A 23575-nucleotide genomic window follows, 5' to 3' on the forward strand; every position below is an offset into this window, starting at 1 on the left:
AGTTTCTTGAAAGGCCCCTTCCTGAAGAAGGGGCTTTTTGTTAGTAGCTTTGTCGTTGTCAACGCCATGTCGTTGTTGACGTCGCTGCTGACGCCAATGCCAGTCAGCCACCTAGCACCTTGCATGTCTCTCAACTCCCGGTCAGGTGCCTGATGCAACTGCTGTAGGAGTCGTTTGTGGTCACCAAGGACGCAGCACTGTATGCGATCATCGAGCCGGTGGTAACCGCCATGGGCTTCGAGCTGTGGGGTCTCGACTATCTGGCTCAGGGCAAGCACTCCAAGCTGATGATCTATATCGATAGCCCTGACGGCATTTCGGTCGATGATTGCGCCGGCGTCAGTCGTCAGATCAGCGGCGTCATGGATGTCGAAGATCCGATCTCGGGCAACTACAGCCTGGAGGTTTCCTCTCCGGGGCTCGATCGCCCGCTCTATACGCTTGATCATTTTTCGCGCTTTCGCGGCCATGTGGTGCAGCTCAAGTTACGCACCGCGTTCAATGGTCGGCGCAAGTTTCAGGGGCGCTTGGCCGGCATCGATGGCGACGAAGTGCTGCTGCACATCGATTCGGAAGAATACTGCTTTCCCATAGAAAGCATCGATCAGGCTCGCGTCGTTCCGCAGTTCGACGACTGATTTCGATCACCTGTTATTCGATAATCCAGTGATTCGAAACTGACTCAATTATTCGAGACCGACTCAGTTATTCGAGATCAAGAACCGGTTTTTCGGCGAGGCATAGGCATGAGCAAAGAGATACTGCTGGTCGTTGACGCCATCTCCAATGAGAAGAGCGTGCCCCGAGACGTCATTTTCGAGGCGGTCGAGGCGGCGTTGGCCAGCGCGTCGCGCAAACGTTTCGAAGGTCAGGACGTCAGTATTCGCGTCCAGATTGATCGCCGCACCGGCGAGTACGATACTTTCCGCCGTTGGGTCGTGGTCGAAGACGACGAGTATCTCAGTGAAGATCGTGAAGTTCCGCTCTCCGAAGCAGAAAAACGCGATCCGCCGCTGGCAGCGGGCGATGTCGTCGAAGATCAGGTCGAGTCGGCAGCGTTTGGACGAATTGCTGCTCAGACCGCCAAACAGGTCATCGTGCAGAAGGTGCGCGAGGCCGAACGTGCCCAGATCGTCAAACAGTACACCGAGCGGGAAGGTGAGCTGGTAGCGGGTATCGTCAAGAAAACGACACGTGATGGGTTGATCATCGACCTTGGCGAGAATGCCGAGGGTTTCCTGCCGCGTGGCGAGATGATCCCTGGCGAGCGCTACCGCATGAACGAACGAGTGCGTGCGCTGTTGTGGAAAGTCGATGCGGAAGCGCGTGGCTCTCAACTGATTCTGTCGCGAACCAAACCTGGCGTGTTGGTCGAGCTGTTCAAGATCGAAGTGCCGGAGATTGCCGAACAATTGATCGAGATCAAGGGGGCTGCCCGCGATCCGGGGGCGCGCGCCAAGATCGCGGTCAAGACCAATGACAGGCGCATCGATCCGGTCGGTGCCTGTGTCGGCATGCGTGGTTCACGCGTGCAAGCGGTGTCCAACGAGCTGCGTAACGAGCGCGTGGACATCATATTATGGGACGACAACCCCGCGCAGTTGGTGATCAATGCCATGGCGCCGGCGGAAGTCGCTTCCATCCTCGTTGATGAAGACGCCCACTCGATGGACGTCGCCGTTGGCGAAGACAACCTCGCTCAGGCCATTGGTCGTAGCGGTCAGAACGTCAGACTCGCCAGCGAGTTGACGGGCTGGACGCTCAACGTCATGACCGTCGATGAAGCCGAGGGTAAACGCGAGCAGGAAGTCGACAGCCTGGTCGAATATTTCATCAACCATCTCGAGATCGACGAAGACGTTGCCCGTATCCTGGTCGAGGAAGGGTTCACGACGATCGAAGAGCTGGCCTATGTGCCACTCGAAGAGATGCTGGAGATCGAAGAGTTCGATGAGGATCTGGTCGAGGAACTTCGTGCACGAGCCAAGGATGAGCTTCTCAACTTGGCCATCGCGTCGGAAGAGCAGTTGGACGGCGCTCAGCCCGCCGAAGACCTTCTCACGATGGACGGCATGGACCGCCACCTGGCTTTCATTTTCGCCAGCCGTGGCATCGTTACCATGGAGGACCTCGCAGAACAGTCCATCGAGGATTTGAAGGATATCGACGACGTGGACGAGGAGCGCGCAGCGGTACTGATCATGACTGCCCGTGCGCCTTGGTTTCAGAGCGAAGAGTAACGTGGTCACGGGTTCAGGAGGGTCGTAATGTCAGACATGACCGTAGAAGAGTTTGCCGGCAAGGTGGGACGCGATGTGTCCCGCCTGCTTGAACAGATGAAGGATGCGGGTTTGCCGCATCAGAAAGAAAGCGATGCGGTCTCCGAAGAAGACAAGCAACGTCTGCTCGATCACCTCACCAAGAGTCACGGTGGTGGCCGCGGTCCGCGTAATCGCATCACCTTGACGCGCAATACCCGCAGCAAGATTCGTTCGGGCGAGCGTGGCAAGACCATCGAGGTGCAGGTGCGCAAGAAGCGGACCTACGTCAAGCGGGATGCGGAGCCGGCCGAAGAAGAAGTGGTCGAGGAAAGCGGGCCGCGTCAGCTGGTCGGCGATATGGCCGATCAGGCGCAGCAGCAGGCCGATCAGCAAGCCAGCGCCGAGGCGGTGAGCGAGCCGGTTCAGGAAACGGCTGGTCAGGAGGTCTCCAACAAGGCCGCCGCGCCAGCCCCCGAGCCGCAGGCGCCGGGCGATGACATTCCTCAGGAGCCGCAGGTCGAGGACAACGAGCCGACTTCCAAGAGTCAGCCGTTCGTCGAGCCGCCGCCCAAGGAACAGCGCACCGAGAATCGCCGCGCCCATCCGAAGAAGGACAAGGAGCGTGATCAGGGTCGTCGCGGACGTCGTGATGACAATGATGATCGTTCCGAGCGTCGTCGAGGTAGTGGCGCCAAGAAGGTCAAGCGTGCCGAGCGCCGGGGTAGCCGTCGCGGTCGCAGCGACAACGAGCACGGCTTCCAGCGACCGACACAGCCGATCGTGCGTGAAGTCGCGCTGCCTGAGTCGATCAGTGTTGCCGAGCTCGCGGACAAGATGTCGGTTAAGGCCAACGAAGTGATCAAGGCCATGTTCAACATGGGCGCGGCGGTCACCATCAACCAGACCATCGATCAGGATACTGCTGCCATCGTGGTCGAAGAGATGGGGCACAAGCCGAAGCTGGTCAAGGAAGATGCGCTCGAGACCGCAGTGCTCGAAGGCATCTCCTATGAAGGTGACGAGATTACCCGTTCGCCGGTCGTGACCGTCATGGGTCACGTCGACCACGGCAAGACCTCGTTGCTCGACTTTATCCGTCGGACCAAGGTCGCAACCGGGGAAGCCGGTGGTATCACCCAGCACATCGGTGCCTACCACGTCGAAGGCGAACATGGTGGCGTCACGTTCCTGGATACCCCGGGTCACGCAGCGTTTACTGCCATGCGTGCTCGCGGTGCCCAGGCGACCGACGTCGTCATCCTGGTCGTCGCGGCGGACGATGGTGTCATGCCGCAGACGGTCGAAGCGGTCGAACACGCCAAAGCCGCCAACGTGCCGTTGGTTGTCGCGATCAACAAGATCGACAAGGAAGGCGCCGATCTCGATCGGATCCGTAACGAGCTGTCTCAGCACGGCGTGATCTCCGAGGAATGGGGTGGTGATACCCAGTTCGTGTCGGTCTCGGCGAAAACCGGTGACGGTATCGATCAGTTGCTGGAATCGGTGCTGCTGGTTTCCGAAGTGCTCGAGCTCAAGGCCGTTCCCGAAGCGCCCGGCAAGGGTGTCGTGGTCGAATCGCGTCTCGACAAGGGTCGCGGTCCGGTGGCGACCGTGCTGGTACAGAACGGTACGCTCAATCGTGGCGATATCGTCCTTGCCGGTCTGCATTACGGCCGGGTGCGGGCGTTGACCAACGAGCTCGGCAAGCAGGTCGAGTCGGTGGGTCCTTCCATGCCGGTCGAGATTCAGGGGCTGGACGGTACGCCGGAAGCCGGTGAAGACTTCATGGTCCTGACCGACGAGAAGAAGGCGCGTGAGATTGCCAACTTCCGCCAGGGCAAATACCGCGAAGTGCGTCTGGCGCGCCAGCAGAAAGCCAAGCTGGAGAACATGTTCAGCCAGATGGGCCAGGACGAAGTGGCCAAGGTCAACGTCGTTCTCAAGGTCGACGTGCAGGGCTCGCTGGAAGCGATCCGCGGCGCGCTGGAAGAGCTCTCCACCGACGAAGTTCAGGTGGCGGTCGTCTCTTCCGGGGTCGGCGGCATCACCGGTACCGACGCTAACCTGGCGCTCGCCAGTGAAGCGATTCTGGTCGGCTTCAATGTCCGAGCTGACGCCTCCGCCCGTGAAATCGTCGAGCGTGAAGGGCTGGATCTGCGCTATTACAGCGTCATCTACCAGCTGATCGACGAGGTCAAGCAAGCCATGAGTGGCATGCTGGCGCCGGAGTGGAAAGAAGAGATCGTCGGTATTGCCGAAGTGCGCGATGTATTCAAGGCGCCGAAGATCGGTGCCATTGCCGGCTGTATGGTCGTCGAGGGCTCCGTTCACCGCAACAAGAAGATCCGTGTTCTGCGCGACAACGTGGTCATCTACGAAGGCGAGCTGGAATCCCTGCGTCGCTTCAAGGATGACGTCAACGAAGTGCGCAACGGCATGGAGTGCGGTATCGGCGTCAAGAACTACAACGACGTCCAGGTCGGCGACAAGATCGAGGTCTTCGATCAGGTCAAGGTCGAGCGTACCCTGTAAGTGACAGGATCCCGCCGGCGCCTAGGTTTTTTACGAAATAGGCGCTTGCGGGATCTCGAGAGGCAACGATGCGCGAATTCAAACGAACCGACCGGGTCGCCGATCAGCTGCAGCAGGAGCTGGCCGTGCTGATTCAGCGCGAGATCAAGGATCCGCGTCTGGGGATGGTCACGGTCAGCTCGGTGACGGTCAGTCGGGATCTGGGTTACGCCGATATCTACGTGACGCTGCTGGGCGAGAACGATCCGGAACGAGTCAAGGAAAACATGGCCGTGCTTAAGCGGGCGGCCGGATTTCTGCGCTCGCAGATCGCGCGTCGGATCAAGCTGCGCCACGTGCCCGAGCTACGCTTTCACTACGATGAAAGCGTAGTGCGCGGGCATAAGCTGTCGGCCTTGATTGACGAAGCCGTCGGCAGGGACCGTCCGCCGGAAGGCGGTGAGGTGGCTCCGGAAGACGGGGCTCTCGAAGACGACACTCAGGAAGACGAGGCTCACGACAGCGAGTCTCGGAAAGAGGATGGAGAGTCGCGCTGATGGCTCGGCGTCGCAAGGGGCTGCCCATCAATGGCGTGCTGTTGCTCGACAAGCCCAAGGGTCTGTCGAGCAATCACGCGCTTCAGCGTACTCGACGACTGTTTCAGGCGCGCAAGGCGGGCCATACCGGCACGCTGGATCCGATGGCAACCGGGCTTCTGCCGGTCTGCCTGGGCGAGGCGACCAAGTTCTCTGCGCATCTGCTCGAAGCTGATAAGGTCTACCGCACTCGGATTCAGTTCGGTGCCGTGACCGATACCGGAGACGCTGAAGGTGAGGTGGTCGAGCGACGGGCATTGCCCGAGACGTTGGATCGTGATGCCATCGAAGCCGTTCTCGAGCGTTTTCGCGGTGAAATCGAGCAGATTCCGCCGATGTACTCGGCGCTCAAGCATCAAGGGCGAAAGCTCTATGAGCTTGCACGTCAGGGCGAAACGGTAGAGCGTGCGCCGAGGCGTGTGACGATATATGATATGCGCCCGTTAGACTGGGAGTCCGATGGGGTCTGGTTGCAGGTTCGTTGCAGCAAAGGCACCTACATACGGACACTGGCTGAAGATATCGGCGCTGCGCTCGGTTATGGCGCCCATATCACGGCGTTGGAACGTCTCGAAACGGGCCCCTTCAACAGTGAAGGGCGGCTGTCCTTGGAAGCGCTCGAAGCCATGAGCGACGAGGAACGACTGGCGCAGCTATTGCCAGTCGATGTCATGCTCGCACATCTGCCAACGCTCGAGGTCGCGGAAAGTGTGGCGCACAGCCTGCTTCTGGGGCAGCGGGCAGCGGTACCGGAAAGCCAATTGGCGCCGGGGGCCACCGCAAGACTCTATCGCGACGAATCCTTTTTGGGATTGGTCGAGATGACCGCGCCGGGGGAGGTATCTCCTCGACGGCTGGTCGACACGACTCGCGTGGAACCGGACTGAGCCTTCGTGGGCTCGGCCGGACATGCGGTCAGCATCGATTCGATGCGCCCGTCCCTGTGACGGTTAACCGGGAGGCTGCAAATATGCGTGGTCTCCGACATTCATCATTCAGGCATATTGCTTGCTGGAGAGTTTTTCATGGCACTAACTGCTGAAAAGAAGGCCGAAATTGTCAAAGAGTTTGGTCAGGGTGAAAGCGACACCGGTTCTCCGGAAGTCCAAGTCGCATTGCTGAGCGCCAACATCGACGGTCTGCAGAGTCACTTCAAGGATCATAAGCAGGATCACCACTCCCGTCGTGGTCTGATCCGCATGGTCAACCAGCGCCGTAAGCTGCTGGACTACCTCAAGGGCAAGGACTTCGAACGCTATCAGGCGTTGATCAAGAAGCTTGGCCTGCGTCGCTAAAATCGCTGGGTCGCCCAGTCCGGCGGCCTAAGTCTTGGCGAAAGCCGATGGCTCATGTCATTGGTGATAAAGCCCTACCGACCTGTTCGGTAGGGCTTTATCTTTGTCCGGCCCCTCTTTTCTGTCGCGAGCGCCCCGGTCGTTGAAAGCGTCGCCGCTGCACGCGCCTGATCATGGTTTTGAAGTTTTCGGCTCGCCAAACGCCTGATGAAACCACCACCGGCAATGATGCCCGGCGCGGGCGCCGCTATCGGACGCGGGCGATATCCCGATAATGGCATAGACTAATCGGTAGACGACCTTATAAAGACAAGGATCAGGGGTTAAGGATTACGGGGCTATTGCCATGGCTGAACACGCAATCGATATCGGCGGTCGACGCTACCACTTCGAAAGTCTCGGGACGCTGATGGCCGCTGCCTCGCCGCGTCGTTCCGGCGACGAGTTGGCCGGCATCGCGGCAGCCAACGCCGAAGAGCGCGCTGCTGCCCAGATGGCACTGGCGGAACTGCCATTGACCACGTTTCTGGAAGAGCCGCTGATTCCCTACGAAGAAGACGAGGTCACTCGGCTGATTCTCGATCGCCACGATCGTCAGGCGTTCGCCCCCGTCGCCAGCCTGTGCGTCGGCGAGTTTCGCAACTGGCTGCTTTCCGATCGCGTCGATAGCCAGTCGCTGAAAGCACTGGCCCCTGGCCTGACGCCTGAGATGGTCGCGGCGGTCTCCAAGTTGATGCGGGTGCAGGATCTGGTGCTGGCAGCGCGTAAATGCCAAGTGGTCACGCGCTTTCGCAACACCATCGGTCTGCCTGGAAGACTTTCGACGCGACTGCAGCCCAATCACCCCACCGACGACGCTTCCGGCATTGCGGCCAGCATTCTCGACGGATTGCTTTATGCCAGCGGTGACGCGGTGATCGGGATCAATCCTGCCACCGATAATACTTCGACGGTGGTGACGCTGCTGAAGATGCTCGACGAGATCATTTCGCGCTACGAGATTCCCACCCAGAGTTGCGTGCTCACACATGTCACCACGGCGATCGAAGCGATCGAGCGCGGCGCGCCCACCGATCTGGTGTTTCAGTCTATCGCGGGGACCGAGGCCGCCAACCGGGGCTTCGGCATCGATCTGGCGTTGCTGCGGGAAGGGCGCGAAGCGGCGCTGTCACTCGATCGCGGGCCGCTTGGGAATAACGTGATGTACTTCGAAACCGGGCAGGGCAGTGCGCTTTCCGCCGGTGCCCATCACGGGCTCGATCAGCAAACCCTGGAAGCCCGTGCCTACGCCGTGGCGCGTGAATTCGAGCCGCTGCTGGTGAATACAGTGGTTGGTTTCATCGGTCCGGAGTATCTGTTCGACGGCAAGCAGATCATTCGTGCCGGGCTGGAAGATCACTTTTGCGGCAAGCTGCTCGGCGTGCCGATGGGCTGCGACGTCTGCTACACCAACCATGCCGAAGCCGATCAGGATGACATGGACATGCTGATGACCCTGCTCGGTGCGGCAGGTTGCAACTACATCATGGGCATTCCCGGCTCCGATGACATCATGCTCAACTATCAGACCACCTCGTTCCATGACGCGCTCTATCTGCGGCAGGTCCTCGGACGTCGCCCGGCGCCGGAGTTCGAGACCTGGCTGGAGGCCAGCGGGATCTACCGTCACGGCCACGGCATCGCCTTCGAACGCGAGTTGCCGGCGCGATTCCAGCACGTGCTGGGACCGATGACGCCGAATGGCACCGTTTCTGAAACATCGACTTCTGAGACACCGCCATGAACGACGAGCATTCTCGGCCGAATAATTCCGCGATTGCCGTCGCCAATCCGTGGCAGCGGTTGCGTGAGTTGACCGATGCGCGAATTGGGCTGGGGCGTGCCGGCGGCAGCCTCCCAACCGCCGCGCAACTGGCGTTCCAGATGGATCACGCACGTGCGCGAGACGCGGTGCATATGGCGCTGGATACCGAACGCCTGATGCCAGATCTGGACGCACGCTTCCCGTTGGCGCTTCGTCTAAACAGCCAGGCCGTCGATCGCGATGAATATCTGCGCCGACCGGATCTCGGGCGACAACTGTCTGCAGAAGCCGAACGGGAGCTTGCCAAACTCACGCTGCAGCCCGGCGACGTCTCGATCTGTGTGGTCGACGGCCTATCCGCGCGGGCGATTCACGAGCAGGCCATGCCGTTTCTCGACGCTGCGCTGCCGGAGATCGAGAAACTCGGACTATCGCTGGGGCCGGCGGCGCTGGTAGAGCAGGGGCGGGTAGCGATCGGTGACCCGATCGGCGAAGCGCTCAAGGCGCGCATGAGTGTGGTGCTGATCGGCGAGCGTCCCGGCCTCAGTTCGCCGGATAGCCTGGGGCTCTATTTTACCTGGGCGCCCCGGATAGGCCGGCGCGACAGCGAGCGGAATTGCATCTCCAACATTCGCCCGCGAGGCCTGAGTTACGCCAATGCCGCCAAACTACTCGCCTACCTGATGCGCGAAGCGCAGGTGCTGAACACCTCCGGCGTCACCCTGAAGGACGACAGCGAAGTCGACTCTCACCTCGGCGATGGCCGCCAAGGCAACTTCTTGCTGCCGCCCAAATGAATAGGAGTGTCGATTTCGGCCACCTCGCTCAGGGAAGAACGGCCTCGCAGGGCGGCGACGTTGTCGGCATCGGTATCGTAGTAGACGTCGTTGGTGCCATCGATGCAGACATCGTCGGCGCCCATCGATGTGGGCGGCCGGGCAGGGTCGTGGCCGAAGCGGCGTCGCCATTCGCTGGGGCTGGTACCGGTGGCTCGGCGGAACAGGCGTGTGAAGTGAGACTGGTCGCAAAAGCCGCAGGCCAACGCGATTTCGGTGAGCGGTGTCTGCCGACTTTGCATCAGTGTTTGCGCCTGCTGGATACGCAGGCGATGGATGTAATGGCATGGGGTTTCGCCGAAAGTCATTTTGAAAGCATGCGTGAAGTGACCGACACTCAGGCGGACGATGGCGGCCAAGTCAGCGGCACGTATCGTATCGTGGAGATGGGTCCCGATATGGACGGTCAAACGTTGAGTTTGCCAGCCCGCGAGTTTGCCTGGCGTGGTTTCATCCGGGAGCCGTTCTTTCAACAGCGTCATTACCCGAGAAAGACCCAGCTGCTCGGAGAGCGATTCGTCGGCAAGGGTATACGTTGCCTGGGTCAACAGGGATAGCGCGATGACCATTCTGTCCGTCTGCACGTCATGGTGAGTCGGGTAAGCGGTCGATCCTTGACGAAGGTGTGCCATGCTCGAGCTCCTCTACTGCGACGTCAGAGTACCGATGATCGATCGTGGTCGTTGACAATATAAGCCCCGTTGGTGGGGGAGATGCCTCCCTCGAAAGAGGGTGGCGGCAGCTCTCTCTACCTACTCGGTATCTACGCCACGCTTCCTTTACGCCACTCTCATTTACGCCATATCGATGATGCCGCGCCGCAGCGCGATGGCGACGGCATGCGTGCGGTTGCTGGCGTCGAGTTTGGCGATCAGGTTCTTGACGTGGGCCTTGATCGTTTCCTCGGTGAGCCCAAGCTGGCGTGCAATCGCCTTGTTGGATTGTCCTTGCGCGATGCAGCGCAAGACCTCGACTTCGCGTCGGCTGAGCGGCTCGGCACCGAGATGGCTGGCCAGATCGGCGGCAATCTCGGCGGGAAAATGGGACTTGCCTTCCGCAAGGGCTCTGATGGTCTCAACGAGTGACTTGCGCAGCGTGCTTTTCAATAGATAGCCAGTGGCGCCGGCCTGGATGGCATGCAGGACGCGGACATCGCCCTGGTAGGTGGTCAGAATGGCGATGCGCGCCGCAGGGAATTCGTCGCAAATGGTGCGGATGGCGGCGATGCCGTCCAGTTCGGGCATTTGCAGGTCCATCAGCGTGACGTCGGGCTGTAGGTGCCGATAGCGATCGACAGCCTCGACCCCGGTGCTGGCTTCCCCGGCCAGCTCGATATCCGATTGACCCGCGATCACGGCGGCGATGCCTTCCCTCAACAGCGGGTGATCGTCGGCGACCAGTACCCGAATGAGCCCATGGCGTTGCTGCATGCTCAGGTTCTCCCCAATCGCCACCGGCGCCGTGACCGGGTTTGCCTTCGATAGGCCTCCGCTGCCGGAACCGACAAGCGAACCGTGGTCCCGACGCCAGCCTGGCTATCGATCGTGAGCCTTCCCCGGAGCTGTCGGGCGCGTTCCTGCATGCCGGGCAGACCCCAGTGTTCGGGGCGGCCCGAAGACGTCAGGTAATGGCTGGGAATCCCCGTGCCGTCGTCGCTGATAGACAAGCGCAAGCCGTCCTTCTCATAGCTCAGGGTAGCGGTGATTTGCGCAGCCGCGGCATGGTGAAGCGCATTGCATAGCGCCTCATGGCCGATCCAGTACACCTCGTTGTCGACCTGCGAATGCAGCCGCCTCAGGGTGCCCTGAGTGATGACCTGGCAAGTGACGCCGTGGGTGGAGGGCCACTCCAGCGGCACCCGAGATAAACGTGCGGCGAGACTATCGCTGGCCGAGGCGCGGCGCAGAGACATCACGCGTTCGCGGCCTTCGTCGATGACTTCGTCGGCGCGATCGAGAGCCCGGGTCATCGCCTGACGAGCCGGATCTTCGGTGGGCATTCTGTCGGCGGCGGCCTGAAAATGTAGCACCAGCGCCTGGATGCTCTGCAATAGCGTGTCATGCAGTTCGCGGGCGATACGGTCGCGTTCGGTGTGGCGTGCCTCGAGCCGAGCGCGCAGATAAAACGCCGCCTGGCGCATCCGATAACGATAGAGGGCCCACAGCGCGGTGATGATCGTCAGCAGACACAGCCCGCGAAAGATCCAGGTTTGATAGAAGGCAGGGGCGACGTGCAGCGCCACGCTGGCGGAATGTGGGTACCAGACCCCGCTGCTGCTCGCGGCATCGACGTCGAAGCGGTAATCGCCGGGCCCTAGCCGGGTGTAGATGGCCTGACGGCGATTGCCGACTTCGTGCCACTGGGCATCATAGCCGTTCAGGCGATAACGAAAGTGGACGCTGTCGGGCCGGGCCAAGTCGATCGCGGTGTAGTCGATCGCGATACGCCTGGGTCGACTAGACAGCGAAATCCGGGAGGCCGAGGAGTAGGTATTGGCGTCTGCCGAGACGGCCGTAATTCGGGGCTCGGGTGGTGGCGATCGATCCTGGCTCCGGCTCGGATCGATCGAGACCACGCCGGTGACGGTGGCGAACCATAGACGACCGTTCTGCCCCCTGATGGCGCTGGGCACCGGATGGATTCGGAAAGCGTCGTTGGGAAGATCGTCATCCCCATCGAAGCGGCCGAAGCGAACGCGATAGCCGGGGTCGTCGAGCACCTGAGCGATTTCCGCCGCCGGAATCCGCAGGATGCCGGATTGGGTATGCAGCCACAGATCTCCCGGCACGGACGAGGCAAGCGGCGGCAAGTTGGTGCGGTGCTCGCTTGCGCTCTCCGACCGGGTTTCGATGATTGCATGAATGCCGGTGAACGGGGCTCCCCGGGCGACGGCATGAAACCGTTCGCCGTCGAACAGGGCCACGCCGTTGGTGCCGGCGACCCAGAGAGATTGCGACGACGGGGCGAGCGCCGTCACGTTACCGATGTTCAGGCCCTCCGGCTCCCCCCACTGTCGAACGCCATCCTCGTCTCGTCTGACCAGTAGATCGTCCCGGTAGCCGAACCAGACCCGCCCCTGGGCGTCGCTGGCGGCGCTGATCGGCATGGTCTGACTCGGTCGACTTGTCGGCGGGCGCGTGGGTTGCCAGATTCCATCGTGCCATCGGAACAGTCCCAGTCGGTTGATCGAGACCCACAGTACGCCACTTCCATCTCGGGCCATTGCGCGCACGCTCGCTTCAGCCTGGGCAGCTGGCGGCAACGCGGTGAGATGGTTCAGCACGCCTTGATGCGTTCGCCAGAGACCGTTAGGGCCGCCCAGCCATACGTCGCCTCCGGTATCGCTGAAAGCGCTGGTGATGGGCGGCGGGACGTCAGTCGTTTGCCAGTTTCCCGCTGATTGGCGCATGACCGGACGATTGCTGGATCCTGCCCACAACGTGCCGGACGCCTCCGCGGCCAAGGCGATGTTGCGGGTGCCATCGGGTAGTTTCGCTGGCGTGAGAGTCGCAATTCGAAAGCGGTCCAGGCCAGCGCTGGTGCCGATCCACACATTGCCTGCGTCATCCTCGAAGACGGGCTCAACATCGTCGGCGCTGAGACCATCGAGATGGACATAGTGCTGGAGCGCATCGCCAAGCGAATCGGAGGAGGTCGACAACACGCGGCCGTTTGCGGGCAGTCGCAGCAGGCCGTCGCCTTGCGTTCCGATCCACAGGTTGCCGTCGCGATCAGCGGCCAGACCCAAAGAAACGACATCGATGGAGGGCGAAGTCTTTCCGTCAGGCAAAATCGGGCGCACTCGGCCGGGATAGAGTTCGGCGACCCACAACGTGCCGTCACGGGTCTGGGTCATCTGACTGATCCAGCCCACAGGTTGATCGACAGTGATGAATCGATGGTTACCGCGGGGCAGGTAGAAAAGATGGTTCTCGCTGGCGGCCCAGAGTGTGCCGTCACGGTCGACGAAAACCGCGCGGGCGTTGTTGCCGGGGAACCCCCAATCGGCCGAAACGAGTTGCCAGCGATTGCCGTCGAAGCGTGCCAGGCCATCATTGGCGGCAGCCCAGACGTTGCCGTCGTGATCCTGCGCCAGTCCATAGACCGCGCCGCTGGGGAATTCCGCTCCTGGGGTATATTCAGTGAGTCCGCCGTCACGAATCAGGCTGATACCCCCACGTCGAAGACCGACCCAGAGCCCGGCATCGGGAATCGCCAGCAGGGACGAAACGGTCGTCACGGTGTTTCCCTCTAGCGAGACATAGCGCTCGAAGGTATTGCCATCGAATCGAAACAACGAGTAGTGGGTGCCCAGCCACAGATAGCCATCCGAGGTCTGGGCGATAGCACCGACCTGGCCCGGCCCGCCCTCTTCCGCGGTCCCGCTCCAACTGCGGTGATGTAGCTGCTGGAGAGAAAGGTCCGAGTCCAGTGCCAGCGCCGTGGGCGGCATCAACAGCCAGATCCACCACAGCCAGAGGCCGACCGATCGACGGATCGGAGCGTTCAGCCAAAGCGACGACGTAGGTTTCATGCAGATGTTCCTACGGCTATGCGCCGACTTCGTTTTCGCCGGTCGAGTTTGGGGAAACACCAGGGAGTCCGATACTACACCGAGCGCCTGTCGTTGGCGTCATTCAGGATTTTGCGCCCAATCGAGCGTGGCGTCGGCAACGGCTTCCCAGCCGGATTCGACGATTAGCTCGTCACTGTGATGGGGAAACGCATGCAGCGTGGTGATAGCCATCGAGCGGCGATGGCGTCGGTAGCAGGCCGCGACGTTAGCACTCGATACCCGGCGACTCTTGCCCGCGCTGATCAGCAGCAGCGGCCCACGGTCGTCGTTGGCATAATCGATGGCGGTGCCGATGCCCAGCGCGGCTTCGAGCAATAGCCGGCGCGGCATGGCAACCGATCGTGGGAGAACGTGCGTCGACCCCGGCGCTGAAGCAGGAGGCGGCAACGAGATCAGAGACGCCCAGTGCCCCCGACGCGGTACCGGACACAGCGCGATGCCGGCAGTGCCGAGGCCGCGGTCCAGCAGCAGCTGGACGAAGAGTCCGCCGAAACCGTGGCCGACGAGCAGGGGCGGAAACGACATCGAATCGATCCAGTCGGCGTAGTGATCGACGACGCTCTTGATCGAAAGCCCGGACCAAAGAGTGTTCGAAGCTGCGGTATCAGGCATCGTTGGAAGCCATGGCCAGGCGGGTGCCTGACAAAGATAGTCACAGGCGCCGTAGCGGCTGATGAAGGGTTTCCAGCAGGCGGGCGTCTGGCCAACGTCGTGGATGAATACGACGGGCCGTTTCACGTCGAAATCGTCCAGTGGCTACGCATGATGCGAGGCTTCGCCCGTCATTGTGATCGGTCGTGCCGATAGTGGTCATCGGCGCAAGCGGGAAAGTCGAGTCCGGCGCCTCGCGGCGCCGGCCAGTTGTCAGGAACGAGCGAACGCGAGCAAATCGGCGTTGAGCTGATCCTTGTGGGTATCTGCCAGGGCGTGACTGCCGCCCTCGTAGACCGTCAGTTGGGCGTCGGGGATCAGCTCAACGCTCAGGCGAGCCGCGCCCTCGATGGGCACGATCTGGTCGTCGTCGCCGTGGATGATCAGCGTCGGGATGTCGAAGGCTCGCAGATCGTCGATGAAATCGGTCTCCGAGAACGCCTTGATGCAGTCGTACTCGTTTTTCAGGCCACCCATCATGCCCTGTTGCCAGAAGGCGTCACGCATGCCCTGACTGATCTCGGCGCCTTCACGGTTTGCGCCGAAGAACGGTGTGGTCAGGTCCTGGAAGAACTGCGAACGGTCCTTGGCCACGCCCTCACGGATGCCATCGAAAACCGCCATTGGCAGACCGGCGGGGTTATTGGGGCTCTCCACCATGATGGGCGGCACCGCGCCCATCAGCACAGCCTTGGCGAGGCGTCGGGTCCCGTGGCGTCCGATATAGCGGGCGACTTCGCCACCGCCGGTGGAGTGCCCGACCAAAATCGCGTCCTGCAGATCCAGCGCGTCGATCAGTTCGGCCAGGTCATCGGCGTAGGTATCCATGTCGTTGCCGTGCCACGGTTGGCTAGAACGACCATGGCCGCGGCGGTCGTGGGCGATGCAGCGAAAACCGTGCTCTGCCAGGAACATCATCTGGCTCTCCCAGGCATCGGCGCATAGCGGCCAACCGTGGCTGAAAACAATAGGCTGACCGGCCCCCCAATCCTTGTAATAGATGTCGGTGCCATCGCGTGTCGTGATCGTTGTCATCGGAAGCACTCCTCTTACAGTATCGAGTTGTCGTAACGTCGGGTCGGAATTTCCAGCCCGGTGGCACTCGGTGGCCTTGCCACCGAGAAGGAAGTGACGTTGGTGCGTATCGGCCTAGCGTTCATTGACCGCACCGATGGATTCGCTCTGCGGCAATGGACGCCGGCGCCAGGCGATTAGCGTCATCGTGGCGAGCAGCGCCACCGGCAGCAGCAGCGCGAGGAACAGCATTTCGCGATAGGCCACGGCACCGGCGATGGCGCCGAGCCCGAATGCCGCCACCGCCGGCAGGGTCCTGGATAGGCGACCTCTGGCCGCTTGACGCACTTCCTGCGAGCAGCGCCGTCCGACCAGTTCGACGATATCGAGCACGGCCTGGGTCACGTTGCCGGTCATCACGGTATTGGGGACGCCGACTCGCACGATCAGTCGACTATGGGCGTTCTGTATGCCCATTGCCGTGGCGCCGGTCATGCCGCAGAGGATGACGTTCAGATCGTTGGGATCGACGACCGGTGAAATGCGAATGCCCATCAGACAGAAGGCGAGCAGCAACACCGTCTGGGTGCCATAGAGCACGCTGGGCGCCAGAGGCCGCGGCAGCCATCTGACCAGAAAGCTGCTCAGCACGACGCCGATCACGAAGGCAGGAAACGCCATCAGCTTGATGAGTGCACCCTCGGCGAAGCCACCGGCCTGCGCACCGATCAGCACGAAGTTGCCGGTTACGTGGGCGGTAAAAAGCCCGAAGAGCGCAACGAAGCCGAGCGTATCGACGTAGCCCGCGATGCCGGCGAGTACCGTATCCTCGTGCTTCATGCCCTTTCCCTCGGCGACGTCTCCGAGAGCTGTGTGTCAGAGAGCGGTGTGTCAGAGAATGGTGTGTCGGAGAATGGTGTGTCGGAGAGGCGTATGTCGGAAAGCCGCGTCACGAGAATCAGCGCGGAGATCAGTCCGAGATGCTCGAAGAAGCCGTTCAACGCCATGAAGCGGGCTTGGCCGGTGAGGTTCCAGAAATCGTTGGCGACCAGCATTGCCACCAGCGTCAGACAGCCGAGCGCGCCGGCACCGAGCCATGTCCCGCGGTTGAAGATGATGCTCAACGAACCTGTCAGTTCGATGACGACCGCCAGCGTTGCCCACAGCCCGGCGGGATGAAGGCCGAAATGGGCCTGCTCCTGCATGGCAGCCTCGAAGTGCCAGAGTTTGTCGAGGCCGCCGATCAGGTAGGCCGAGGCCAGTCCGGTCCGGGCCAGCATCAGCAGGCCGGGCCGGGCCACCAGGGCCGAGACCCAGCGCGGGTTACGCGCGCTCGTCAGGTTCATCTCACACCGCCCAGCAGGCGCAGCCGAGCGCGCCCCAGAAGGCTTTCAGGTCCGAGGCCGGGGCCTGACTGGCCCAGGCTCGCGCATGATCGTGCCCATGCACGGCGCACCCCGAACCGCATCCACAGGCGCTGGCGGAGACACGCATCACGGGGGGCGGGTTGGTGGCCACTTCTGCCTCTTTCCAGCCGCCGTAGCCACCGTAACGATTCACCGGCGACCAGTCCGGCATGGCCGGTGGTGGCGCGTCGTCCAGCCCTTCGAAATCGGCGGCAGCGTAGACCACGCGCCCGCCGACCACGGTTAGCTGCGAGCTGGTGTGGGCGATCTCGTCTTCGGCACAGGTATAGAAATCCCGATCCGGAACGATCAGGTCCGCCAGTTGACCCTCGACGATCCGGCCCTTGTTACCCTCCTCGTTGGAGAACCAGGCGACCTTCTCGGTCCACATCCGCAACGCGGTATCGCGATCCAGACAGTGATGTTGCGGGTAGAGGCGCAGGCCGCCGACGGTCTTGCCGGTCACCAGCCAGGCCAGCGACACCCAGGGATTGTAGGAGGCGACGCGTGTGGCATCGGTACCGGCGGAGATGCGCACGCCCATCTCGAGCATCCTGGCGATCGGCGGTGTCGCCTCGGCGGCCTTGGCGCCGTAGCGCTCGACGAAATATTCACCCTGGTAGGCCATGCGGTGTTGTACCGCGACGCCGCCGCCCAGCGCCGCGATCCGTTCCATGGAACGCTCGGTGATGGTTTCGGCGTGGTCGAAGAACCAGTGAATGCCCTCCAGCGGTGTCTCCTCGTTGACCTTCTCGAAGACGTCCAGGGCACGGCTGATGGTTTCGTCGTAGGTGGCGTGCAGCCGCCACGGCCAACGGTTCTGGACGAGAACGCGGACCACTTCCTCTAGTTCGCCTTCCATCTCCGGCGGCATCTCGGGGCGCGGCTCACGGAAATCCTCGAAGTCGGCGGCGGAATAGACCAGCATTTCGCCGGCGCCGTTATGGCGGAAATAATCGTCACCCTGCTTGTAGCGCGTCGAGCGTGTCCAGTTCAGGAAGTCCTGCTTTTCTTCCTTGGGCTTCTGAGTGAACAGGTTGTACGCCAGGCGTACCGTCAACTGACCATCGTCCGCCAGTTGCTGGATGACCGCGTAGTCGTCGGGGTAATTCTGGAAGCCGCCACCGGCATCGATCACGCTGGTCACTCCGAGCCGGTTCAGGTCGCGCATGAAGTGGCGTGTCGAATTGAGCTGATAGTCGAACGGCAGCTTGGGGCCCTTGGCCAGCGTCGAGTAGAGAATGGTGGCGTTGGGACGTGCCAACAGTAAACCGGTGGGGTTGCCTTTGGCGTCGCGCAGAATCTCGCCGCCCGGAGGCTCGGGCGTCTCTTTGGTGTAGCCGACGGCGCGCAGTGCGGCGGCATTGAGCAGTGCGCGATCATAAAGATGCAGGATGAATACCGGGGTATCCGGCGCCACGGCGTTGAGCTCTTCAAGCGTGGGCAGTCGCTTCTCGACGAACTGGTTTTCGGTGAATCCGCCGACGACCCTAACCCACTGCGGTGGTGGCGTGATCGCGACCTGCTGCTTGAGCATGCGCATGGCATCGGCCAGAGACGGCACGCCGTCCCAGCGCAACTCCATGTTGAAATTCAATCCGCCGCGGATGACGTGGATGTGGTTGTCGATCAGTCCGGGCAGTACCGGTTTGTTACGTAGATCGATGACCTGCGTATTGGCGTCGGCCACGGCCATGACCTCGCTGGCGGAACCCACCTTCGAAAACCGACCGCCCTGGATGGCGACGGCTTCCGCCCGCGGTTGCGACGGGTTCAGCGTGGTGAACCGGCCATTGACCAGAATCAGATCCGGCGATGCATTGGCGACACGATTCATGAGTGATGGTCCTCTGGATCGAGCTGGCGAGCGGCGGGATCGGTCGAAGTGAGACAGCCAGGGGCCGGGTTCGAAGGTACCCCGTTGTTCCGCCCCGGCAGCACGCCAAGAATGTGATTGCTGCAATCGGACTTGTGCCAGGCCGATGCCAGCGAGGTGCCGCCCAGGACATGCTTGGCGACCGGAATCACCTGCTCGCCGCAGAGCATGCCCAGCAGTCCCAGGAGAGCCACGAGCGGCGGCGCCGGTGAGCGTACCTGGAGCAGACTGTAGAGGATGCCGACCAGCACACCGGCACCGATGGAGAGCAGGTAGAGCTTCATGGCTGCATGTGCCTCTCAAGACGATTGGCTGAGATAGACCGAACGTGGCGGCCATGCTCCCGACATCGCCGAGAGAATGGCGGTTACGACGCGGACGTCGAGCATCGAACGTTCAGGCTGTCGTGACCGGCCGGGCGTCAGCGCGCGGGAACCGGTTCCTGCGTCGGACCGTGTTTCACGCGCTCTTCGGCGCCGTGCACCATGGTGTAGGCGTAGTCGACACCCATGCCGTAAGCGCCGGAATGCTCCTTGACCAGTGCCATGACGGCGTCGTAGGTATCCTTGTGCGCCCAGTCGCGCTGCCATTCGAGCAGGACCTGCTGCCACGTCATCGGCACCACGCCGGCCTGAATCATTCGCTGCATGGCGTAGTCGTGAGCCTCCTTCGAGGTGCCACCCGAGGCGTCGGCGACCATGTAGATCTCGTAGTCCGCGTCATGCATGGCGGAAAGCGCGAAGGTGTTGTTGCACACTTCCGTCCACAGACCGGCGACAACGACTTTATTGCGGCCATTCCTGGCCAGGGCGTCGCGGACTTTCTGATCGTCCCAGGAGTTCATGGAAGACCGCTCGAGAATGGGAAGGTCCGGGAACACGGCGAGCAATTCGGGAAAGGTGTGCCCGGAGAAACTGAGCGTTTCCACGGTGGTGATGGTGGTGGGAATGCCGAAGATGCGGGCGGCCTTGGCCAGCCCCACGACATTGTTCTTCAGCACCTGCCGATCGATGGACTGCACGCCGAAAGCCATCTGCGGTTGCTGGTCGATGAAAATGATCTGGCAGTTGTTTGGCGTCAAGACTTCCAGTTTCGGTGACATGATCAGCCCTTCTCGATGAGTGATAGCGGAAAGTCGCGGTCGAATCGAGCGGATCAGGGCGCTGTCACACACCTTTCCGGCGGCCATGGGCATCTCGATTCGTGGCTACCAAGGTACGGAAGCGTGGCAGATGAAAATTGAACGAAACGGCGTCCTTTGGAACAAGACAATGGCGGTGAGCGGAGGTCACGATCATCTTAATGGCACCTTCCAGCCCAAGCTTCGCTTGGCCTCAGGCGTCGAATTGATCATTTGCGCTAATCCATCTCCGACGCGCAAGCTGGGTCCTAGCTCGAACGACAACTTCAACGACGCAGGGAGGGAGCATGACGCGACCGAATATTCTGGTACTGATGGCCGATCAGGTGAATGGCACCCTGTTTCAGGACGGGCCTGCGGACTTTCTGCATGCGCCTAATCTGAAGAAGCTGGCCAAACGATCGGTCAATTTCAACAACGCCTATACACCGAGCTATCTGTGCGCGCCGGGTCGTGCGGCCTTCATGTCGGGTCAGCTGCCGTCGCGGACCGGCGTTTACGACAACGCTGCCGAGTTTCGTTCGGCCGTGCCGACCTGGGCGCATCATTTGCGCCGCGCTGGTTATTCGACCTGCCTTTCCGGCAAGATGCATTTCGTCGGTCCGGATCAATTGCACGGTTTCGAGACGCGCCTGACGACCGATGTCTATCCTGCCGATTTCGGCTGGACGCCGGACTATCGCAAGCCGGGCGAGCGGATCGACTGGTGGTATCACAATCTGGGCTCGGTCACCGGCGCCGGCGTCGCCGAGATCTCCAATCAGATGGAGTACGACGACGAAGTCGCGTTCCATGCCGAGCAGAAACTGTTCGACCTCTCTCGCGGGCATGATTCGCGTCCCTGGGCAATGTGCGTGAGCTTTACTCACCCGCACGACCCTTATGTGACGCGGCGCAAATTCTGGGATCTGTACGAAGATTGCGAGCATCTCGATCCGGAGCAGGGCGTGGTGCCGTTCGATGAACTCGATCCGCACAGTCAGCGGGTTTTCGAGGCCAACGACTATACGAAATTCGATATCCAGCCCGAAGACGTGCGTCGGGCGCGCCGTGGTTACTTCGCCAATATCTCCTATATCGACGACAAGGTCGGCTCGATTCTGGATACGCTCGAACGGACGCGGATGCTTGACAACACCATCATCGTTGTCTGCTCCGACCACGGCGACATGATCGGCGAGAAGGGATTGTGGTTCAAAATGAGCCCGTTCGAGGGCTCCTCCAGGGTGCCGCTGATGATCGCCGCACCGGGGCTCGAGGCACGTTCGGTCGAGGCGCCGGTATCGACCATCGACATCAATGCCACGCTGGCCGATCTGGTGGGTATCGATCTGTCCGAGGTCGCGCCCTGGACCGACGGTCAATCACTGCTGCCACTGGCTCGAGGCGGTACCCGCGAGGCGCCGGTCTATATGGAATACGCGGCCGAAGGCACGTACGCTCCGCTGGTCACGATTCGCGAGGGCAAATGGAAGTTCAACCATTGCGAGCTCGATCCGCCGCAGCTGTTCGATCTCGAGGCCGACCCGCACGAGACCCGCAATCTGGCCGAGGATCCGGCGTACGCGGAGGAGCTGGCCGCATTTCAGGCCAAGGTACGTGACCGTTGGGACATGCAACGCTTCGATGCCGACGTCCGCGAAAGTCAGGCGCAGCGGCTGATCGTCTACGAAGCGCTGCGCAATGGGCACTACTACCCGTGGGATCACCAGCCATTGCAGGATGCCTCCCAGCGCTACATGCGCAATCACATGGACCTCAACATCGTCGAGGAGTCCCAACGCTTTCCTCGCGGTGAGTGAAATGACGGTCGTTGGAGGGCGAGGTGGCAATCATTTCGCCTGCGGCGTATGAGTAGGCGTCGCATCCGCGTATAATCTGCGTCATACGAACGTCCAAGATGAAAGTCGAGTTCACCTCGGCTTTCGTCGTTCTATCGATACTGTCGTCGCTCCATTCACGTCGTTTCCCGCGAGATTCCCCGCTGTGCTCTCTACTGCCAACATCACCATGCAGTTTGGCCCCAAGCCGCTGTTCGAGAACGTTTCCGTCAAATTCGGCGGGGGCCATCGCTACGGCCTGATCGGCGCCAACGGCTGTGGCAAGTCCACCTTCATGAAGATTCTGGGGGGCGACCTGGACCCGAGTGGCGGCCAGGTGATGCAGGATGCCACCACGCGGCTGGGCAAGCTGCGCCAGGATCAGTTCGCGTTCGAGAACGAGCGCGTGATCGATACCGTGATCATGGGCCACGAGGAGCTGTGGGAGGTGGCCGCTGAACGCGAGCGGATCTACTCCCAGGCGGAGATGAGCGACGAAGACGGCATGAAGGTCGCCGATCTGGAAGTCCGCTTCGCCGAACTCGAGGGCTATACCGCAGAGTCGCGCGCTGGCGAACTGCTGCTCGGCCTGGGCATCCCGCTCGAGCAGCACACCCAGCCGATGAGTGTCGTCGCGCCGGGCTGGAAGCTGCGGGTACTATTGGCACAGGCACTGTTCAGTGATCCCGACGTGCTGCTGCTCGACGAGCCCACCAACCATCTGGACATCAACACCATCCGTTGGCTGGAAGACATTCTACGGGCGCGCAGCTCGACGATGATCATCATCTCTCACGATCGTCACTTCCTGAACAGTGTCTGTACCCATATGGCGGACCTCGACTACGGCGAGCTGCGCCTGTTCCCGGGTAACTACGACGAGTACATGATCGCGGCGACCCAGGCGCGAGAACGGCTGCACTCCGAAAACGCCAAGAAGAAGGCCGAAATCGCCGAGCTGCAGCAGTTCGTCAGCCGCTTCTCGGCCAACGCCTCCAAGGCCAAGCAGGCGACCTCGCGCCAGCGCAAGATCGACAAGATCCAGCTCGACGAGGTCAAGCCATCGTCGCGGGTCAGTCCGTTCATTCGCTTCGAGCAGACCAAGAAGATCCATCGCCACGCGCTGACGGCGGAGAAACTCTCCAAGGCGTGGGACGACAACGTGCTGTTCGACCGCCTGGGGCTGCAGATCGAGGCCGGCGAGCGGGTGGCGATCATCGGTCCCAACGGCATCGGCAAGACCACGCTGCTCAACTGTCTGGTCGGCACGATGACGCCGGATGCCGGCGAGGTGAAGTGGACCGACGCGGCGGAAGTGGGTTACTTCGCCCAGGATCACGCCGCCGATTTCGAGGGCGGCGAGACGCTGTTCGACTGGATGCGGCAGTGGACCACCGAGGGCGAACAGACCGTGCGCGGTGCGCTGGGGCGAATGCTGTTCTCCAACGACGATATCGGCAAGTCGGTCAAGGTCATCTCCGGTGGCGAGCAGGGGCGGATGCTGTTCGGCAAGCTGATCCTGCAAAAGCCCAACGTGCTGGTAATGGACGAGCCGACCAACCACCTCGACATGGAATCGATCGAGGCGCTCAATCTGGCACTGGACAACTATCCCGGTACGCTGATTTTCGTCAGCCACGACCGCGAATTCGTCGGCTCGCTGGCCACCAGAATCATCGAGATGAAGGAAGATGGCATCGTCGATTTCAGCGGCAATTACGACGACTATCTGCGCAGTCAGGATATCTACGGCTAACGCTCGTTTTCGATATCCCTCCTGGGCCGTGC

At 61.5% G+C, this 23575-nt stretch carries 20 protein-coding genes; 10 read left to right on the forward strand and 10 right to left on the reverse strand.

Going from position 1 to position 23575, the window contains the following annotated elements:
• Positions 1–176 precede the first annotated feature (176 nt).
• The 8 genes from rimP (at position 177) to eutC (ending at position 9264) form a co-directional block, all read left to right on the forward strand.
• Complete coding sequence (rimP, locus tag DOM27_RS03405; RefSeq protein WP_110654624.1) at positions 177–638, forward strand: ribosome maturation factor RimP; 462 nt, start codon at positions 177–179, stop codon at positions 636–638.
• A 108-nt stretch (positions 639–746) separates the two neighbouring features.
• Positions 747–2240, forward strand: a complete 1494-nt coding sequence (gene nusA / locus DOM27_RS03410) for a transcription termination factor NusA (protein WP_110654625.1) — start codon at positions 747–749, stop codon at positions 2238–2240.
• A 27-nt stretch (positions 2241–2267) separates the two neighbouring features.
• Positions 2268–4793 (forward strand): translation initiation factor IF-2, encoded by a 2526-nt coding sequence (infB, locus tag DOM27_RS03415; RefSeq protein WP_110654626.1) that lies wholly within the window; start codon positions 2268–2270, stop codon positions 4791–4793.
• Between the two features lie 68 nt (positions 4794–4861).
• Entirely contained in the window at positions 4862–5329 is a 468-nt protein-coding gene (gene rbfA / locus DOM27_RS03420) for a 30S ribosome-binding factor RbfA (RefSeq protein WP_110654627.1), read from the forward strand.
• A complete protein-coding gene (gene truB, locus DOM27_RS03425; RefSeq protein ID WP_110654628.1) occupies positions 5329–6255 on the forward strand; it encodes a tRNA pseudouridine(55) synthase TruB in 927 nt (308 codons plus the stop codon). The genes rbfA and truB overlap by 1 nt, the downstream gene beginning before the upstream one ends.
• Before the next feature lie 138 nt (positions 6256–6393).
• On the forward strand, positions 6394–6663 hold the full coding sequence (rpsO, locus tag DOM27_RS03430) for a 30S ribosomal protein S15 (RefSeq protein WP_075568554.1): 270 nt from the start codon (positions 6394–6396) through the stop codon (positions 6661–6663).
• A gap of 346 nt (positions 6664–7009) precedes the next feature.
• Positions 7010–8446 carry an ethanolamine ammonia-lyase subunit EutB gene (locus DOM27_RS03435; RefSeq protein WP_110654629.1) on the forward strand — a complete coding sequence of 479 codons (1437 nt, stop codon included), beginning with the start codon at positions 7010–7012 and terminating at the stop codon, positions 8444–8446.
• Positions 8443–9264 carry an ethanolamine ammonia-lyase subunit EutC gene (gene eutC / locus DOM27_RS03440; RefSeq protein ID WP_110654630.1) on the forward strand — a complete coding sequence of 274 codons (822 nt, stop codon included), beginning with the start codon at positions 8443–8445 and terminating at the stop codon, positions 9262–9264. Before DOM27_RS03435 ends, eutC begins: the two co-directional genes overlap by 4 nt.
• On the opposite strand, the gene DOM27_RS03445 is transcribed toward eutC, so the two are convergent.
• The 10 genes from DOM27_RS03445 to DOM27_RS03490 form a co-directional block, all read right to left on the reverse strand.
• On the reverse strand, positions 9216–9935 hold the full coding sequence (locus DOM27_RS03445; protein WP_110654631.1) for a helix-turn-helix domain-containing protein: 720 nt from the start codon (positions 9933–9935) through the stop codon (positions 9216–9218). The genes eutC and DOM27_RS03445 overlap by 49 nt on opposite strands.
• Before the next feature lie 162 nt (positions 9936–10097).
• Entirely contained in the window at positions 10098–10733 is a 636-nt protein-coding gene (locus DOM27_RS03450) for a response regulator (protein WP_110654632.1), read from the reverse strand.
• Between the two features lie 2 nt (positions 10734–10735).
• Complete coding sequence (locus DOM27_RS03455) at positions 10736–13837, reverse strand: sensor histidine kinase (protein WP_110654633.1); 3102 nt, start codon at positions 13835–13837, stop codon at positions 10736–10738.
• 99 nt (positions 13838–13936) lie between these two features.
• Positions 13937–14617: an alpha/beta fold hydrolase gene (locus DOM27_RS03460; RefSeq protein ID WP_110654634.1), complete on the reverse strand. Its 681-nt coding sequence runs from the start codon at positions 14615–14617 to the stop codon at positions 13937–13939.
• Between the two features lie 126 nt (positions 14618–14743).
• Entirely contained in the window at positions 14744–15565 is an 822-nt protein-coding gene (locus DOM27_RS03465) for an alpha/beta fold hydrolase (protein WP_110654635.1), read from the reverse strand.
• A 114-nt stretch (positions 15566–15679) separates the two neighbouring features.
• Positions 15680–16384, reverse strand: coding sequence for a YoaK family protein (locus DOM27_RS03470; protein ID WP_110654636.1), 705 nt, complete (start codon positions 16382–16384; stop codon positions 15680–15682).
• Complete coding sequence (locus tag DOM27_RS03475; RefSeq protein WP_110654637.1) at positions 16381–16890, reverse strand: DoxX family protein; 510 nt, start codon at positions 16888–16890, stop codon at positions 16381–16383. Before DOM27_RS03475 ends, DOM27_RS03470 begins: the two co-directional genes overlap by 4 nt.
• 1 nt (position 16891) lies before the next feature.
• Entirely contained in the window at positions 16892–18787 is a 1896-nt protein-coding gene (locus DOM27_RS03480; protein WP_110654638.1) for an amidohydrolase, read from the reverse strand.
• Positions 18784–19110 carry a XapX domain-containing protein gene (locus tag DOM27_RS03485; RefSeq protein WP_110654639.1) on the reverse strand — a complete coding sequence of 109 codons (327 nt, stop codon included), beginning with the start codon at positions 19108–19110 and terminating at the stop codon, positions 18784–18786. The genes DOM27_RS03480 and DOM27_RS03485 overlap by 4 nt, the downstream gene beginning before the upstream one ends.
• A 137-nt stretch (positions 19111–19247) precedes the next feature.
• Positions 19248–20015, reverse strand: a complete 768-nt coding sequence (locus DOM27_RS03490; RefSeq protein WP_245392569.1) for a hydrolase — start codon at positions 20013–20015, stop codon at positions 19248–19250.
• 239 nt (positions 20016–20254) lie between these two features.
• Between DOM27_RS03490 and betC the strand changes: the two genes are divergently transcribed.
• Complete coding sequence (gene betC / locus DOM27_RS03495; protein ID WP_110654640.1) at positions 20255–21769, forward strand: choline-sulfatase; 1515 nt, start codon at positions 20255–20257, stop codon at positions 21767–21769.
• Between the two features lie 184 nt (positions 21770–21953).
• The gene (locus tag DOM27_RS03500; RefSeq protein WP_110654641.1) at positions 21954–23543 is read left to right on the forward strand and encodes an ABC-F family ATPase; all 1590 of its coding nucleotides are present in this window, start codon (positions 21954–21956) and stop codon (positions 23541–23543) included.
• The last annotated feature ends 32 nt before the right edge of the window (positions 23544–23575 follow it).

Source organism: Salinicola halimionae (genome assembly GCF_003206065.1).
Classification (GTDB): domain Bacteria; phylum Pseudomonadota; class Gammaproteobacteria; order Pseudomonadales; family Halomonadaceae; genus Salinicola; species Salinicola halimionae.